This window comes from Edwardsiella hoshinae NBRC 105699 = ATCC 33379 (assembly GCF_000474215.1).
In the GTDB taxonomy this organism is placed as follows: domain Bacteria; phylum Pseudomonadota; class Gammaproteobacteria; order Enterobacterales; family Enterobacteriaceae; genus Edwardsiella; species Edwardsiella hoshinae.
Genome location: NZ_BAUC01000011.1, coordinates 1 through 15,608, shown reverse-complemented (window position 1 = coordinate 15,608; position 15,608 = coordinate 1). Strand labels below are relative to the sequence as shown.

Genomic DNA, 15,608 nt, shown 5'->3' with positions numbered 1-15,608 from the left:
AAGAGGAGGTTTGGCACATTATGTGCCATTCCCTATTATGAAACAATTGATTTATTATACATTAATTATTATTCCTATAATATATGGATTGATCCATTTTTTAGAATATTCTAGTTTTTTAAGTCGGGTGGCAGGGATAGTCACGGGAAGTAAAGTTATAAGTTATACATTACAACAGAGTACGTTTGTTTTGACGCGATTTGGTTTTGTTGCAATGATGCCAATGATTGGATTGATTGTCGACTATCAAGTAACAAAATATCAATATTTATTTATGGTTCACTCGTCTCTTCTGGTAGCTACATTACTTTGTTTATTATCCTATTTTTGTAGGAAGTATATAATTTCTTATTTTATCAATGTGATAGATTTATATTCCAATAATGGCTCGCTAATCAAATCTATTTTAGTTGGGTTTATTAAAAGAGAAAAAACATACTGTGAAGTTTATAGTATGTATAAGTATATCAGAGGAGAGAAAGAAGCTAGAAAATTGATTTTAATATCAAGCGTTGTATTTGGGACTTATGCAATTGGTGTTTATCTTTCTTTTTTTGCAGCGTTGAACTTCTATGAACATAGGTCATCAATTGGACAGCTTTCAGGTCTAATAAATGCCTTTGCTACTGTATTGTTAACATTTTATATTGAACCAAAAATATCAATTTCAATTGATAGGAATGATTCTGATGCGGAAAAAAAAGTACTATGTTTATTGATAGGGCGACTATTGGGAGTTGGATTGTTGGCTCAGATAATAGTTGCACTCATGTGGTTCATATGATTGATAAACTACAAGGATTTAATCTTTGATGATTTTTGCTCTGATGCTTCCACTATTATTGGTAAATTTTATATCTATATATATAGATTATAAAATAAAAAGTCCGTTTTTTTCATTCTCTTCTGCTACATTATTGGTTTTTACATTGCCTAATATAGGTTATTCTTTATTAGGTAAAGAATATTCGACTGACACTATATTAATAGTTACTCTGTGTGGAACATTGTTTTTATTGTCTTATTCAATTTCAAGACTGGCCTTTACATATCTTATAAATAAAAGAATATCTCAGATTAATATAAATAATTCGGATAATGATATATCAATACAAATAAAAATATCTACAGTATGCCTGGTTATTTTTCTGCTTATATCTATGTATGGATTCAATTTTAGTATTAAGTCAATGATGATTTCTTCATGGTCTGAATGGCGAGAGCAAGCAAGTTATATTGATTTGCTTGGAGGGTTTTTATTTTTTATAAGTTCATCATTGACGCTGATGATCATAAAATATGATAGAAAAAAATATATACCCTTGATAGTGATTATAACACTCTATGTTGTTTTTGTGTTGAAGACAAGAAACTATTTAGTTACATTATTTGGGCCTGCTATAATATATTATATTCTTCATAAGAAAATAAATTGTAGATTTGTTTTGACTGGCTTGTTGTTAATTGGCGTTTTTTTTATGCTATACTCAGCAGCAAGAGATATTCGACATATAGGTTCTATAGAGAAAATTAGTCACTCTAATGTTGAGTTTGAATTTGACCGTGGTGAATTTGAACTAGTAAAAACATTGTACTTTTTTGTTGGAAAGGGAGGAGTTGACGATGAAACTCCATTTCCAACTATTCTTCGGCTTAGTTTATTACCTATACCGTCAGTAATATTGCCATTTGAAAAACCTAAAGAATTATCGCATATACTCTGGAATGAAAAAACGGGTGTTATGGGAGTGTCTGGCTCTCTACATGTAACAGCTATTGGTGATAGTATATTAAATCAAAAATATGTAGGGTGGCTATTTTTCTCACTGTTATACGCAATGTTATTTACATGTCTTGATTTACTTTTGCGAAAATTCAGGTTTGGATTTATTTTGTTTGGTGTTTTTTCAGTAGTTGGCTTTTATATAGCTAGAGGTGCAGTATATAACGGCTTCATTATTCTTCTCATTACAGGCTTCATTTTTACTTTATTTTCATTAATTTTTAGGATGAAAATCATTAGGAGATAAGTTGAATATTTTAGTTTTAATGAGTGGTTATCCATCAGAAAATAATCTGTATAATTGTTCTTGGGCACATACAAGAAATAAATATTATATTAAAAACAATATTAATGTTGATGTTTTAGTCTTTGGTAATGAAGAAGACTATGTGTTTGAGGGGGTAAGTGTAATAAATCGAGCAAAAGCTATATCTCGGTTGAATAAAAAATATTACTTTAAGGTGGTTAGCCATTCCCCTAATATTAGGAACCATATTCCATTTTTGAGTAAATACTGTTTGAATGTACAGAAGATACTTTTTATGCATGGTTCTGAATCAATGTGGATAAATTTTGATTATCCCAAGCCATATGATTTTATGAAGGGGAGTTTTTGGAAAAGATGGGTTAGAAATATTTATGACTTATTTAAGTTTAAGGTGATGAGGAACTTCTTAGAGAAAAATAAAAATATTGATATTGTTTTTGTTAGTGATTGGATGAGAGCAATGTTTGAAAAAAACGTAATCTCATTAAAAAAACTAAAAGTTAACTTTCATATCATCAATAATCCATTGAACTATGTATTTTTTGAGCGAGGTTTTTCTGGAAAAACGGAAAAGGTTGCTGATTTTATTACAATCAGAAGTTTTGACTTGTCAAAATATGCAATTGATTTAGTACTGAAAATGGCAAGAAATAACCCGGCTAATACTTTTCATTTATACGGGAAAGGTGACTATTTTAATTATTATGACCTTCCTAAAAATGTAACTGTAATTAATTCTTATCTTAGACAAGATGATATTCCTGATGTTTTGAATAAATATCGGGCAGCTATTATGCCTACGCGATGTGATGCGCAAGGTGTTATGGTTTGTGAAATGGCAACATTTGGTATACCTGTAATCACTAGTGATATAACTGTTAATTTAGAAATGTTTTCAGATTTTGATAATGTTTTCTTATTAGATAACTCTAAAGAATGGGATGTTATTAATACAAAGGTTTTATTGGACAACTTTCCTTCTTTTATGAGAAATACGTCTAGGTTTTCTAATAGTAAAACTTTAGATAAAGAAATTGAGTTATTAACTAAGTAAAACCATGTCAATAATTATTATTATTTTCATAGCATTTCATGTAAGATATTTTATTTGAATGGTTCAATATGGAAGCGTTTTTATTTAAACTCTCTCTATGAAGAGAATTGCTTAAATTATTCATCTAAAGTTAATGTGTATTTATGAATATATTTTTATTGTATTATCATACTTTGAAGTATTTGAAGATTTCTCAGGTAGTTGGTAGGATTAAAAAAAAATTTAAGAGGGTTAAATTATGCAAAGACGAAATTTCTCTAAGAGAGAGCTCAGGGAGGTTAATAAGATATGAGATAAATAAACCTGGTTATCTAGGGAGTAGGTGTTTTTTTTTCCTCAATGTAAGACACGAAATAGCATCATGGAATGATGAGTGTTTAGATAAACTCTGGTTATATAACTTACATTACTTTAATGATTTAAATTCTACTGGTTCGTTATTAAAAACAAGTCAGCTTAATTCTTTAATAGAATCTTGGATACAAGAAAATCCACCCTTTTATGGTAATGGCTGGGAGCCCTATCCAATATCATTAAGAGTAGTTAATTGGATTAAGTATTTTTTACACTTAAAAACATACCCCTATTATTATTTAGAGAGCCTTTATCAACAAGCTAATGCATTGGAACAGCAATTGGAATATCATTTGTTAGGTAATCATTTATTTTCCAATGCCAAGGCTTTATTATTTGCTGGTTTGTTTTTTGATGGGGAACGAGCAAATTTTTGGATAAAAAAAGGATTATCTATCCTTGATAAGGAAATTACAGAGCAAATACTTCCTGATGGTGGCTATTTTGAATTGAGTCCAATGTATCATAACATTATTCTTTCCGATCTTCTTGATTTGTATAATTTATCAAGTGTGTATCCATATGACTTTATGGTAAAGCGGAGAAGAAAATGGCTAAACATAATTAATAGTATGATTCAATGGGGTAAGCATATGAGTCATCCTGATGGGGAGATTTCATTTTTTAATGATTCGGCTATGAAAGTCGCACCGTCTATGGATGATATTTACGCATATGCTAAAGCTCTTGGGATTAACATCTCTGATGTGGGGATGGTACCAACAACTCAATTTACATATAAGCATCTTTACGATTCCGGATATGTTTCTGTAGTGAGTCAAAATGTTAAGGCTATTTTAGATTTGGCAAAGGTTGGCCCAGATTATATTCCTGGTCATGCGCATGCTGATACTCTTTCATTTGAAATGAGTTTTTTTGGGTTGCGAGTGTTTGTAAATAGTGGAACTAGTGTTTATGGTTTGGGGCAAGAAAGGCTTAGACAAAGAAAAACACAAAGTCATAATACTGTGGAGGTGGATGGTAAAGATTCATCTGAAGTCTGGGGAGGGTTTAGAGTAGCTCGTCGTGCCTATCCAAGTAACCCAATTATTAGTTATGATGATTGTTTAACTATTTCATGTGGTCATGATGGATATAAAAGGCTTCCTGGTCGAGTAGATCATTTGAGAGAGTGGAGTTTTTTTGATAATAAAATAATAATTACTGATAATCTAGTCGGTCAGTTTTCTTATGCGACTGCTTATTATCATCTTCATCCAGACGTTCATGTAGAGCAGTTAGAGAATGTGGTGCAGTTGACGTTATCATCAGGTCAAAAAATTCAGGTTGAATCTAATATTAAAATAGAGATACAGTCAAGCACATGGCATCCTGAGTTTGGTATAAGCATATCAAATAAAAAATTAGTAATAAAAACTGAAGGTTCCATTATCAATTTAATAGTGAGGTACTAGTTTTGCATATTCTGTTTTTAACTGATAACTTTCCTCCAGAAGGAAACGCACCGGCTACTAGGACATATGAGCATGCCATTAGATGGATAAGAAGTGGTCACCAAGTAACTATTATTACTTGTGTTCCAAATTTTCCAGAGGGAAAAATTTTTGATGGTTATAAAAATTGCTGGTATCAGAGTGAGGTTATTGATGGAATTAATGTGATAAGAGTAAAAACATATATTACTGCAAATGAAGGCTTTACTAAGCGCATTATGGATTATATGTCATTTATGGTGACTGGTTTCATTGCTGGGCTTTTTCAAAAGAAACCTGATGTTATTGTCGCAACATCCCCGCAGTTTTTTTGTGCTTGTGCCGGATGGGCATTGTCAGCCATCCGTAGAAAACCATTTGTTTTTGAACTTCGTGATATTTGGCCTGCATCTATAACTGCTGTTGGAGCAATGAAGGATGGTTTTGCAATTCGTTTTCTAGAGAAAGTAGAACTTTTTTTATATCGTAGAGCTAGTGCTATTATTTCTGTTACACATGCTTTTAAAAGAGAGTTAATAGCACGAGGAGTTGATGGGGATAAAATAGATGTTATTTTAAATGGTGTTGATCTTGACAAATATGAACCTCAAGCAAAGAAAGATATTCATTTTTTGAAAGAGTATGCTTTAGAGAGGAAGTTTGTTGCTGGTTATATTGGTACTCATGGAATGGCTCAAGGCTTAGAATGTATTATTGATGTTGCGGAAATTCTACAGGAGTATGATGATATACGTATTGTATTTGCGGGAGGGGGGGCAGAAAGAAAAAAAATTGTCGAACTCGTTGAAAAAAGAAAATTAAAAAATATAGTTTTAATTGAACGTCAGCCTAAAGAGATGATGCCAAAACTGTGGTCGTTGTGTGATGTGTCATTAGTCCCATTAGTTAATAATGATTTGTTTAAAACTGTTATCCCATCAAAGATATTTGAATGTATGGCTATGGGAATACCAACTATAATGAGTGTCCCTGAGGGTGAGGCAACTTCAATTATACGTGATACAAACTCTGGGATTGTTGTTGAAAGTGAGAATCCTAAGCAGATTGCTGAAGCCATATTAAAACTATATTCAAATGAAGATCTTTATCAGGATGTTAGAGTTTGTGGCATAAATGCTGCTTCGAATTATAGTCGAGAGCATTTGGCTGCAGATATGATACGTACTTTTAAACGTGTCTGTAGCTAGTAATTAATTGTTATAGTTTGTTGGCATGATTGATTTCTATATTTCATATATGCGTGACAATTGTTTGATAAAATTTCAGCCCGAAGCATCAACAATTGAATTAAAATGTGCTATTTTATTCAATAAGTATTTAATATGGCATTTACCCCGATTATATATTAATTGTATATGTATTGAGGCTATTATATGACCACACTTAAAGCCGTAATCCCCGTCGCCGGGCTGGGGATGAAGATGTTGCCGGCCACCAAGGCCATCCCGAAAGAGATGTTGCCGATCGTCGATAATCCGCTGATTCAGAAAGTGGTACACGAGTGTGTCCAGGCGGGGGTAAAAGAGATTATCCTGGTAACCCACTCCTCTAAGAATGCCATCGAGAACCACTTCGACACCTCCTTCGAGTTGGAGGCGTTGCTCGAGGCGCGCGTCAAGCGCCAACTGCTGGATGAGGTGCGCTCTATCTGCCCGCCGGGGGTGACCATCAACAGTGTACGCCAGCATAAGCCGCTGGGATTGGGGCATGCTATCCTCTGCGCTCGTCCTCTGGTGGGGGAGCATCCCTTTATTGTGGCGTTGCCGGATATCTGGTTAGATACCAGCACCTTCGATCCCGCTACCCAGAACCTGGCGGCGATGGTCAAGCGTTTCGAGGAGAGTGGTCGTAGCCAGGTCTTGGTGCAGCCGATGCCGTTAGAGGTGCTGCCGGAATACTCGGTGATCAACTGTGCTGATGAGGTGTTGGAGCCGGGGCAGCGTGCCCGTATGACCTCGATAGTGGAGAAGCCGGAAGATGCGGAAAAATACCAGTCCGATCTGTCGGCGGTCGGACGTTATGTGCTCTCCGCGGCTATTTGGCCGATCCTGGCGGCGACCGGTTTCGGCGCCTGGGAGCGTATTCAGCTCTCCGATGCCATCGCTACCCTGTTGCAACACCGCCCGGTAGAGGCCTACCGTCAGGTTGGGCAATCTTATGACTGCGGCGAGAAGCTGGGCTATGCCGAGGCCTTTGTCGCCGGTGGTCTCAGCCATTCACAGCAGGGAGAAGCTTTTCGCGCCTGGTTACGTGACCTTCAACAACGCATCGATTAATTTAGGATACTTGTAATATGGCGATTTTGGTGACTGGCGGGGCCGGTTATATTGGCTCTCATACGGTACTGGCGCTGCTCTCGCGTGGCGATGAGGTGGTGGTGCTGGATAACTTTGTTAATGCCTCACCGCAGGCCTTGGCGCGCGTCGCGCAGATCTGTGGGCGTCAGCCCCAGCTTTATCGCGGCGATGTGCGTGATCGGGCGTTGCTTCAGCACATTTTTGCTCAGCATCGCATCAGCGATGTGATCCACTTTGCCGGCCTGAAGGCGGTCGGTGAATCGGTGGTGCAGCCATTAGCGTATTATGACAATAATGTCGGCGGTACTCTGGTGTTGCTCGACGAGATGCGCCATGCCGGAGTTCCGGGGTTTATCTTTAGCTCCTCGGCGACGGTGTATGGCGATCCAGAATCGGTGCCATTACGGGAGACGAGCCGCATCGGCGGCACCACCAATCCTTATGGCACCTCCAAGTTGATGGTCGAGCAGATCCTCCAGGATCTGGCCGCGGCGGCGCCAGAGATGCGCATTACCGCGCTGCGTTATTTTAATCCCGTTGGCGCCCATCCCTCTGGCTTAATCGGTGAAGATCCTAACGGCATTCCCAATAATCTCATCCCCTATGTCGCCCAGGTGGCAGTGGGGAAACTGAGTTGCCTATCGGTATTCGGCAACGACTATCCGACTCACGATGGTACTGGGGTGCGTGACTATATCCATGTGATGGATCTGGCAACTGGTCATCTGGCGGCGCTGGACCATCGCGATGAGGGAAGTAACTATAAAGTGTATAATCTCGGCACGGGCATTGGTTACTCGGTGCTGGATATCGTGGCGGCGTTTGAGCGTAGCGCCGGGGTGACCATTCCTTATCGTGTCGTGCCGCGTCGCGCTGGTGATATCGCCGAGTGTTGGTCCGATCCTGCCTTGGCGGCGCAAGAGTTGGGGTGGCGTGCGCAGTATGGCCTGGAGGCGATGATGGCCGATACCTGGCGTTGGCAACAGCAGAACCCCAATGGATACAAGGGTTGAGTTTTCAATTAAAAATATAAAGGCATATGATGAAAATTGCGATTAGCGGTACGGGCTATGTTGGCCTGTCCAACGGGATTTTGTTGGCGCAGCATCATGAGGTGGTGGCGCTGGATATCGTGCCGGAGAAGGTTGAGATGCTCAACCGGCATGAGTCACCCATCGTGGATAAGGAAATCCAGGAGTACCTCACGACGCGTTCCTTAAATTTCCGCGCCACCCTGGATAAGGATGAAGCGTACCGTGGCGCTGACTTCGTGATCATCGCAACGCCAACGGATTACGATCCGAAGACCAACTACTTCAATACCAGTAGCGTCGAAGCGGTGGTGCGTGACGTGCTGGCGGTGAACCCAGCGGCGGTGATGATCATCAAGTCAACCATCCCGGTCGGTTTCACCCAGCAACTGCGCGAACGTCTCGGCATTGACAACCTGATCTTCTCGCCGGAGTTTTTGCGTGAGGGGCGGGCGCTGTATGACAACCTGCATCCGTCGCGTATCGTGGTCGGCGAACGCTCCGAGCGCGCCGAGCGTTTTGCCGCCTTGCTACAGGAGGGGGCGATTAAGCAGAATATCCCGACCCTGTTCACCGACTCTACCGAGGCGGAGGCGATTAAACTATTCGCTAACACCTACCTGGCGATGCGTGTGGCCTACTTCAACGAGCTGGACAGCTACGCCGAGTCCTTGGGGCTGAATAGCCGCCAAATCATCGAAGGGGTGAGCCTCGATCCGCGCATCGGTAATCATTACAACAACCCCTCCTTCGGTTATGGTGGCTACTGCCTGCCGAAGGACACCAAGCAGCTGCTGGCTAACTACTCGTCGGTACCGAACAACCTGATCCAGGCGATCGTCGAGGCCAACCGTACGCGTAAAGATTTTATTGCCGACTCGATCATCGCGCGTAATCCGCAGGTGGTGGGGGTCTATCGCCTGATCATGAAGAGCGGCTCGGATAACTTCCGCGCCTCCTCGATTCAGGGGATCATGAAGCGTATCAAGGCCAAGGGCATCAAGGTGGTGATCTTTGAACCGGTGATGAAGGAGGAGAGCTTCTTCCATTCCGAGGTGATCCGCGATCTGGAGCAGTTCAAGGCGATGTCGGATGTGATCATCTCTAACCGTATGGCGCCGGAGCTGGATGATGTCGCCGACAAGGTCTACACCCGCGATATTTTCGGTAATGACTAACCCTTACCGACAAATTTTGTAAGACAATACCGGCTGTCGAGGTTAGCATAGCGCCATTGAAATCGGCTAACTCACCTCCGCCTGCCGCGCACGCCTTAGGGCGTGCGCGCTATTGTGGTTCCAAGCTCGTCAGGTGGACTTTTGATGGGATAATTTATGCGTATTTTAGTGACCGGCTGCGCCGGCTTTATCGGTGCCAATCTGTGTGGTCGTCTGCTGGCGGCGGGACATCAGGTCGAAGGTATCGACAACCTGAATGACTATTACGATGTATCGCTGAAGCAGGCACGTTTAGCGCCGCTTCAGGCTAATGCCGCCTTCACCTACCATCCTATCGACATCGCCGACAGTGTGGCGATGGCGGCGTTGTTCGGCGCGACCCATTTCGACCGTGTGGTGCATCTGGCGGCGCAGGCCGGGGTCCGTTACTCCCTGACCAATCCCTTGAGCTATGCTCAGAGCAACCTGTTGGGGCACGTTAACGTGCTGGAAGGGTGCCGACACGGTAAGGTCGGTCATCTGGTCTACGCCTCCTCCAGCTCGGTGTATGGCCTGAACAACAAGGTGCCGTTCTCGACCGGCGATCGCGTCGACCATCCCGTTTCGCTGTATGCCGCCACCAAGAAGTCTAACGAACTGATGGCGCACTCTTACTCCCACCTGTACGGCCTGCCGACCACTGGCCTGCGTTTCTTTACCGTCTATGGGCCGTGGGGCCGTCCTGATATGGCGTTGTTCAAATTCACCAAGAACATGCTGGCGGGTCAACCGATCGACATCTACAACCATGGCGATATGCAGCGTGACTTCACCTACATCGACGATATCGTCGAAGGCGTATTGCGCATCATGGAGGTGATTCCGCAAGCCAATCACGATTGGCGCGTGGAGCAGGACTCACCGGCGGCCAGTTCCGCCCCTTACCGTATTTATAACATCGGCCACGGTAGCCCGGTACGGCTGATGGATTACATCACCGCGCTGGAAGAGGCGCTAGGCATCGAGGCGCTGAAGAACTTTATGCCGATGCAACCGGGGGATGTCTACCAGACCTATGCCGACACCGAGGATCTGTTCGCGGTGACCGGTTATCGCCCTCAGGTTGGGGTAAAGGCCGGAGTGCAGGCTTTTGTCGACTGGTATCGTAATTATTATCAGCAGTAATTCGCTATTCTTTTATGATTGATTCACAGCCCCGGCCTTGATGCCGGGGCTGTGCTTTTTGCTGACTGGCTTCGCCGCGAGAGTCAATCCGTGCCATCACCCGCCGAACGATGGCAGCAATCGATATCCCTGAACTGCAAACCTGAGTTAACATAATACCTACATTTATGCTGTGTGTTTGACACAGTCGGTATTGGTTACACAGGAGTTTGTCATGTCCAAACAACAAATCGGCGTCGTGGGAATGGCGGTCATGGGGCGGAATCTGGCGCTGAACATCGAAAGTCGCGGTTATAGCGTCTCTATCTTCAACCGTTCACCCGAGAAAACCGATGAGGTGATGGCGCAGAATCCGGGACGGAAACTGGTGCCTTACCATTCGATTCCCGAATTTGTCGCCTCGTTAGAGACGCCGCGTCGCATTCTGCTGATGGTGAAGGCGGGCGAGGGGACGGACAAGACCATCGCCTCGTTGACCCCCTATCTGGAACCGGGAGACATCCTGATCGATGGCGGCAACACTTTCTTCCAGGATACTATCCGCCGTAATCGCGAGCTGTCGGCGCAGGGCTTTAATTTTATCGGTACCGGTGTCTCCGGTGGTGAGGAGGGCGCGCTGAAGGGGCCATCCATCATGCCCGGCGGACAGAAGGAGGCCTACGAGCTGGTAGCGCCGATCCTGCGTAACATCGCCGCCGTCGCCGAAGATGGCGAGGCCTGTGTGAGCTACATCGGGCCGGACGGCGCCGGGCACTATGTGAAGATGGTGCATAACGGTATCGAATACGGCGACATGCAATTGATCGCCGAAGCCTATGCTCTGTTGAAGCATGCCGTCGGCATGAGTAACGACGAGCTGGCCGCGACCTTCGCCGAGTGGAACCGTGGTGAGCTGAGCAGTTATCTGATTGAGATCACCGCCGATATCTTCGCCAAGAAAGACGACGCGGGGAACTATCTGGTCGATGTGATCTTGGACGAGGCGGCCAATAAGGGGACGGGCAAGTGGACCAGCCAGAGTGCGTTGGATCTGGGCATTCCGCTGACCCTGATCACCGAATCGGTTTTTGCCCGCTATCTTTCTTCGCTGAAGACGCAGCGCCTCGCCGCCGCCCAGGTACTGACAGGCCCGCAGGTGCAGGTATTGCCGGCCGCAGAGCGCGCCGCCTTTGCTGAGAAGGTTCGTCGTGCCCTGTACTTGGGTAAGATCGTCTCTTACGCTCAGGGCTTCCAGCAGTTGAAGGCCGCTTCCGATGAGTACGATTGGTCGCTGAACTTCGGTGAGATCGCGCGTATTTTCCGTGCCGGTTGCATCATTCGTGCCCAGTTCCTACAGAAAATCACCGATGCCTATGCTGCTAATCCGGCATTGGCTAACCTGCTGTTGGCGCCGTATTTCAAGACGATCGCCGATGAATACCAACAGGCGTTGCGCGATGTCGTCGCCTACGCCGTACAGCAGGGAATACCGGTGCCGACCCTCTCTGCCGCCATCACGTATTACGACAGCTATCGCTCGGCGGTGCTGCCGGCTAACCTGATCCAGGCGCAGCGCGACTACTTCGGGGCCCACACCTACCGGCGTACCGATCGGCAAGGGGTGTTCCATACCGAATGGCTGGTGGACTAAGTCCATCGCAGTGCTTCTATCGATCCGGGCGCAGAGGCCCGGATTTTTTTATCTTGATTCGGCATTGAACCCACTCATCGTGCACAGTAACGCCATAGTTTGTTGCATAAAAACTCGGCAGTCATACGGTTTTATTGTGATAATGGGCTGTTCTTGTCACCCTGTCGATGGTACAAACAGCAATAGAGCGCTGTATGCCAGCCGATGGGCTGCCAGGTTTGATTTTTTAACTTAAGCAAAGGTGTGTTGATATGGAAAATGCAAACAAGCCGACGTTCCAGAACGTGTTGGAATTCGTGCGTACCTTCCGCCGCAAGAACAAGCTCCAGCGTGAGATCGCGGACATCGAAAAGAAAATCCGCGACAACCAGAAGCGTGTGCTGCTGTTGGACAACCTGAGCGAGTACATCAAGCCGGGCATGAGTGTTGAAGCGATTCAGGCGATCATCGCCGACATGCGCGGCAACTACGAGGATCGCGTCGATGAGTACATCATCAAGAACGCCGATCTCTCCAAAGAGCGGCGCGAGCTATCTAAAAAGCTGAAAGCACTGGGCGAAGGCGAGCACAAAGACGAGAAGTAAGCATTCGCAGAAATTGGCTGAGCAGAGAGGCGAGATCGATGATCCCGCCTTTTTTAACTCAGCTTTTGGCTTAGCGAGTCGGCGATAAAGACAAAAAAACCGCTTAAGTTTCCTTAAGCGGTTTTTTCTAAATTTGGCTCCTCTGACTGGACTCGAACCAGTGACATACGGATTAACAGTCCGCCGTTCTACCGACTGAACTACAGAGGAATCGTATTGATGGCGGGCATCATAGCGAAGGTCAGTGGAGCTGTAAAGCGGTAAATAGCGGGATGTTATCGTTCGGCCAGAATAACGGCAATTCGATGATTTTCAGTCCATTACTTCCGAGAATCGGTGGCGGGCTCGGTCGGTGGAGGCGCGAGGAGCCAGGGCTATCCTTCATCCGGCGCTAGCGAGCCACAACACAACCTATCAAAAAGCAAAAAGCCTGCTTAAGTTTCCTTAAGCAGGCTTCGCTAAATTTGGCTCCTCTGACTGGACTCGAACCAGTGACATACGGATTAACAGTCCGCCGTTCTACCGACTGAACTACAGAGGAATCGTGTTGACGGCGGGCATCATAGCGAAGGTCAGTGGAGCTGTAAAGCGGTAAATCATCGGAGGCGATCGTTCGGCTAGAATAACAACAATACGCTGATTTTCAGTTCATTTTCATAGGAAATCAGCGCAGAGTGATGGCGCATTGGGGGGCAAGAGGTACCATCCGCTGCCGACAAACCGCAGTACAACCGATCAGAAAGCAAAAAGCCCGCCTAAGTTTCCCTAAGCGGGCTTCGCTAAATTTGGCTCCTCTGACTGGACTTTACTCATTTATAAACAGTTTGGGATAACCGCCGAACCGTCGCGACTTTTTAGCCATTTATGATCCCGCTTGAGCGAGCTTGGCAATAGGTTCCAAACGATTCTTATATGATATTGATCAGATGTCTTATAGTTTGCGCTTGCCCAAATGATGAACTGCGTTAGTCTGTCGCGTATCATCTGTACAAAGGATAATAAAATGAATGTTATACAGCAGCAGGCAGTCGTACTTCTTGAAAATGTGGCTCGCTGGGCTGAGGTCACTCGTCAAGCGAAATTTCGCTATCAGGCCGAGCTGGCACCAGATTTCAGTCTGATGGACTGGCTAAAGAATGATGAACTAGCACTTTCACGTTATCTATGTTTTTTATTATCCCCTAATGAAAGTCATGGCCAGTCAATATTGTTTCTAAAAGGGTTTACCAATCTCATTGAAAAGAGGGGGCACAATAGTCCTATCGTTGATATGGATTGCCTTTGTAAGGCCTGAGTAGATTATGAAGTCATTATCGAAAACGGCAGAAAAATAGATGTTTTATTGACAACATCAGAAGGTGTTATCGCTATAGAAAATAAGCCATGGGCTGAGGATCAAGAGAACCAATTAAGAGACTATGCACAATGGCTAAATAAACTGGGGAGACCATGGAAATTAATATACTTATGCAATCATGAACCCGGAGAATGGACTCTTCCGAATAATACGCCAGACTCTCTGAAAAAACACATTCTGACAATATATTGGCATGATGTCATCGGATGGTTAGGTGATTGTTTATTGTACGTCCGTGCAGGCACAGTCAGAGTGTTTGTTGAGTCACTAATTAAATATATAAATCAATCAATTAATGGAGAGTTTGCCGTGGACACCAATGATGAATTATCTGAAATCATCCAAAAAGATAGTTATACTATAGAGTCTGCATTTCTGATTTATAACCAGATAGAAAGTTTGCGTAAAAAGTTATATGAAAGGTTGATTTCAGATCTGAATAAAAAACTGATTCCATATGATTTAAAAATTAAATTTACTGATGTAGATACATCTAGTCGATGGGCTGGGTTTTATATACCTTTAAGCTCTAGTGATACTTATTGTCTTTGCTGGGAGTTTGACCGAACTAACTTTAATGGGTTGTACTTTGGCATATCAGGAGTAAGTGAAAAAGAAGGCCAAACGGCTGACATTTCAGCAGCCATGTCAGAACTTTTTCCTCATATGCAATATAAATCAAATGAATATTGGTCATGGTGGAGTTGGGACCTCGATCCACAAGGGAAAAATAGGATCCCTCGAAACTGGGGAAATGATGGCGCGTTCTGGGCAAAGCTCGGTGAACGAGATGAAGATAGTGTCTTTGCTGCACTGTATGAAGTGATAATGACTATTCACGAAAAAATGGACATGAAGCTATTTATATAATGAGGAATAATTGATAAGCCTCCACAGCCCCTAGGGAAATGCGAGTAACTCCTGTGAGCCATTATTGCATCGGGGATGTGGGGGGGATTTCCCATCGTGGCAATCACTTATATCAATAAGGTATTGGTCTGCTAAATAATGTGAGATGGTGAGCGAGCTGAGATTGTAAGTACCCCGTATAATCGTGCCATTCACATTTAGAGAACATCCGGCATAATCAATCTGCCAACGAAGGAGATAGCTATGCGTAAAGTCCGTTTTACTGAGCATCAGATCATCGCTGTGATTAAGTCGGTTGAAGCCGGACGAACCGTTAAAGATGTCTGCCGGGAGGCCGGTATCTCTGAAGCCACCTACTACAACTGGAAGTCCAGGTTTTGCATTTTTTGCTTTAATATCAGTCAGTGACATGACCTTCCCCTCGTTTGTTGGTAAAAACGAAATCGAACCGGGCATATCAATATTTTTACCATAAAAATGATATGGCTTCGCGTGGTTTTTAGTGGACGAGAGTGAACGACTGAAGAGGGATAACCAATTGATAGAAAAGCAGAAAGCAGACGCCAGTGAACGTCTGCTTCCCC

13 protein-coding genes, 2 tRNA genes and 1 pseudogene are annotated in these 15,608 nt (G+C 43.9%); 14 read left to right on the top strand and 2 right to left on the bottom strand.

The features are described 5' to 3' along the window. The first annotated feature begins 10 nt into the window (after positions 1-10). The 11 genes from EHO01S_RS18175 (at position 11) to EHO01S_RS04680 (ending at position 12,797) form a co-directional block, all read left to right on the top strand. A complete protein-coding gene (locus EHO01S_RS18175) occupies positions 11-784 on the top strand; it encodes a lipid II flippase family protein (protein ID WP_148707555.1) in 774 nt (257 codons plus the stop codon). Between the two features lie 28 nt (positions 785-812). Continuing rightward, positions 813-2,030, top strand: coding sequence for an O-antigen polymerase (locus tag EHO01S_RS18170; RefSeq protein ID WP_071990994.1), 1,218 nt, complete (start codon positions 813-815; stop codon positions 2,028-2,030). A 1-nt stretch (position 2,031) separates the two neighbouring features. Further along, positions 2,032-3,105 (top strand): glycosyltransferase, encoded by a 1,074-nt coding sequence (locus tag EHO01S_RS04720; protein WP_024522876.1) that lies wholly within the window; start codon positions 2,032-2,034, stop codon positions 3,103-3,105. A 143-nt stretch (positions 3,106-3,248) separates the two neighbouring features. Continuing rightward, positions 3,249-4,874 (top strand): heparinase II/III family protein, encoded by a 1,626-nt coding sequence (locus EHO01S_RS18165; RefSeq protein WP_071990993.1) that lies wholly within the window; start codon positions 3,249-3,251, stop codon positions 4,872-4,874. Positions 4,875-4,876: 2 nt separating this feature from the next. Next, positions 4,877-6,100, top strand: coding sequence for a glycosyltransferase family 4 protein (locus EHO01S_RS04710; protein ID WP_024522875.1), 1,224 nt, complete (start codon positions 4,877-4,879; stop codon positions 6,098-6,100). A 186-nt stretch (positions 6,101-6,286) separates the two neighbouring features. Continuing rightward, the gene (locus EHO01S_RS04705) at positions 6,287-7,189 is read left to right on the top strand and encodes a sugar phosphate nucleotidyltransferase (protein ID WP_024522874.1); all 903 of its coding nucleotides are present in this window, start codon (positions 6,287-6,289) and stop codon (positions 7,187-7,189) included. Positions 7,190-7,206: 17 nt separating this feature from the next. Beyond that, positions 7,207-8,223 (top strand): UDP-glucose 4-epimerase GalE, encoded by a 1,017-nt coding sequence (gene galE, locus EHO01S_RS04700; protein WP_024522873.1) that lies wholly within the window; start codon positions 7,207-7,209, stop codon positions 8,221-8,223. Between the two features lie 29 nt (positions 8,224-8,252). Further along, on the top strand, positions 8,253-9,419 hold the full coding sequence (gene ugd / locus EHO01S_RS04695) for a UDP-glucose 6-dehydrogenase (RefSeq protein ID WP_024522872.1): 1,167 nt from the start codon (positions 8,253-8,255) through the stop codon (positions 9,417-9,419). A gap of 156 nt (positions 9,420-9,575) precedes the next feature. After that, entirely contained in the window at positions 9,576-10,583 is a 1,008-nt protein-coding gene (locus EHO01S_RS04690) for an NAD-dependent epimerase (RefSeq protein WP_024522871.1), read from the top strand. 214 nt (positions 10,584-10,797) lie between these two features. Then, entirely contained in the window at positions 10,798-12,213 is a 1,416-nt protein-coding gene (gene gnd, locus EHO01S_RS04685; protein ID WP_024522870.1) for an NADP-dependent phosphogluconate dehydrogenase, read from the top strand. Between the two features lie 251 nt (positions 12,214-12,464). After that, complete coding sequence (locus EHO01S_RS04680) at positions 12,465-12,797, top strand: DUF496 family protein (protein WP_005292779.1); 333 nt, start codon at positions 12,465-12,467, stop codon at positions 12,795-12,797. Between the two features lie 134 nt (positions 12,798-12,931). On the opposite strand, the gene EHO01S_RS04675 is transcribed toward EHO01S_RS04680, so the two are convergent. Both EHO01S_RS04675 and EHO01S_RS04670 read right to left on the bottom strand, forming a co-directional pair. Next, positions 12,932-13,007: transfer RNA gene (locus EHO01S_RS04675), tRNA-Asn, on the bottom strand. 255 nt (positions 13,008-13,262) lie between these two features. Further along, a tRNA-Asn gene (locus EHO01S_RS04670) sits at positions 13,263-13,338 on the bottom strand. Between the two features lie 462 nt (positions 13,339-13,800). Here EHO01S_RS04670 and EHO01S_RS19455 point away from each other — a divergent pair. The 3 genes and pseudogenes from EHO01S_RS19455 to EHO01S_RS18155 all read left to right on the top strand — a co-directional run. Beyond that, the gene (locus EHO01S_RS19455; protein ID WP_408639976.1) at positions 13,801-14,091 is read left to right on the top strand and encodes a hypothetical protein; all 291 of its coding nucleotides are present in this window, start codon (positions 13,801-13,803) and stop codon (positions 14,089-14,091) included. Positions 14,092-14,106: 15 nt separating this feature from the next. Continuing rightward, positions 14,107-15,024 carry a PD-(D/E)XK nuclease family protein gene (locus EHO01S_RS17425; protein ID WP_439644177.1) on the top strand — a complete coding sequence of 306 codons (918 nt, stop codon included), beginning with the start codon at positions 14,107-14,109 and terminating at the stop codon, positions 15,022-15,024. A 243-nt stretch (positions 15,025-15,267) separates the two neighbouring features. After that, positions 15,268-15,402, top strand: a pseudogene (locus EHO01S_RS18155) (transposase); the annotation flags it as partial. Between the last annotated feature and the right edge of the window lie 206 nt (positions 15,403-15,608).

What these genes read in the sequence shown, in the direction of transcription:
- EHO01S_RS19455 (WP_408639976.1), top strand. Translation starts at nt 13,801, where the DNA reads ATGAATGTTATACAGCAGCAGGCAGTCGTACTTCTTGAAAATGTGGCT.
- EHO01S_RS18165 (WP_071990993.1), top strand. Translation starts at nt 3,249, where the DNA reads ATGAATATATTTTTATTGTATTATCATACTTTGAAGTATTTGAAGATT.
- EHO01S_RS04690 (WP_024522871.1), top strand. Translation starts at nt 9,576, where the DNA reads ATGCGTATTTTAGTGACCGGCTGCGCCGGCTTTATCGGTGCCAATCTG.
- EHO01S_RS18170 (WP_071990994.1), top strand. Translation starts at nt 813, where the DNA reads ATGATTTTTGCTCTGATGCTTCCACTATTATTGGTAAATTTTATATCT.
- galE (WP_024522873.1), top strand. Translation starts at nt 7,207, where the DNA reads ATGGCGATTTTGGTGACTGGCGGGGCCGGTTATATTGGCTCTCATACG.
- gnd (WP_024522870.1), top strand. Translation starts at nt 10,798, where the DNA reads ATGTCCAAACAACAAATCGGCGTCGTGGGAATGGCGGTCATGGGGCGG.
- EHO01S_RS04705 (WP_024522874.1), top strand. Translation starts at nt 6,287, where the DNA reads ATGACCACACTTAAAGCCGTAATCCCCGTCGCCGGGCTGGGGATGAAG.
- EHO01S_RS04680 (WP_005292779.1), top strand. Translation starts at nt 12,465, where the DNA reads ATGGAAAATGCAAACAAGCCGACGTTCCAGAACGTGTTGGAATTCGTG.
- ugd (WP_024522872.1), top strand. Translation starts at nt 8,253, where the DNA reads ATGAAAATTGCGATTAGCGGTACGGGCTATGTTGGCCTGTCCAACGGG.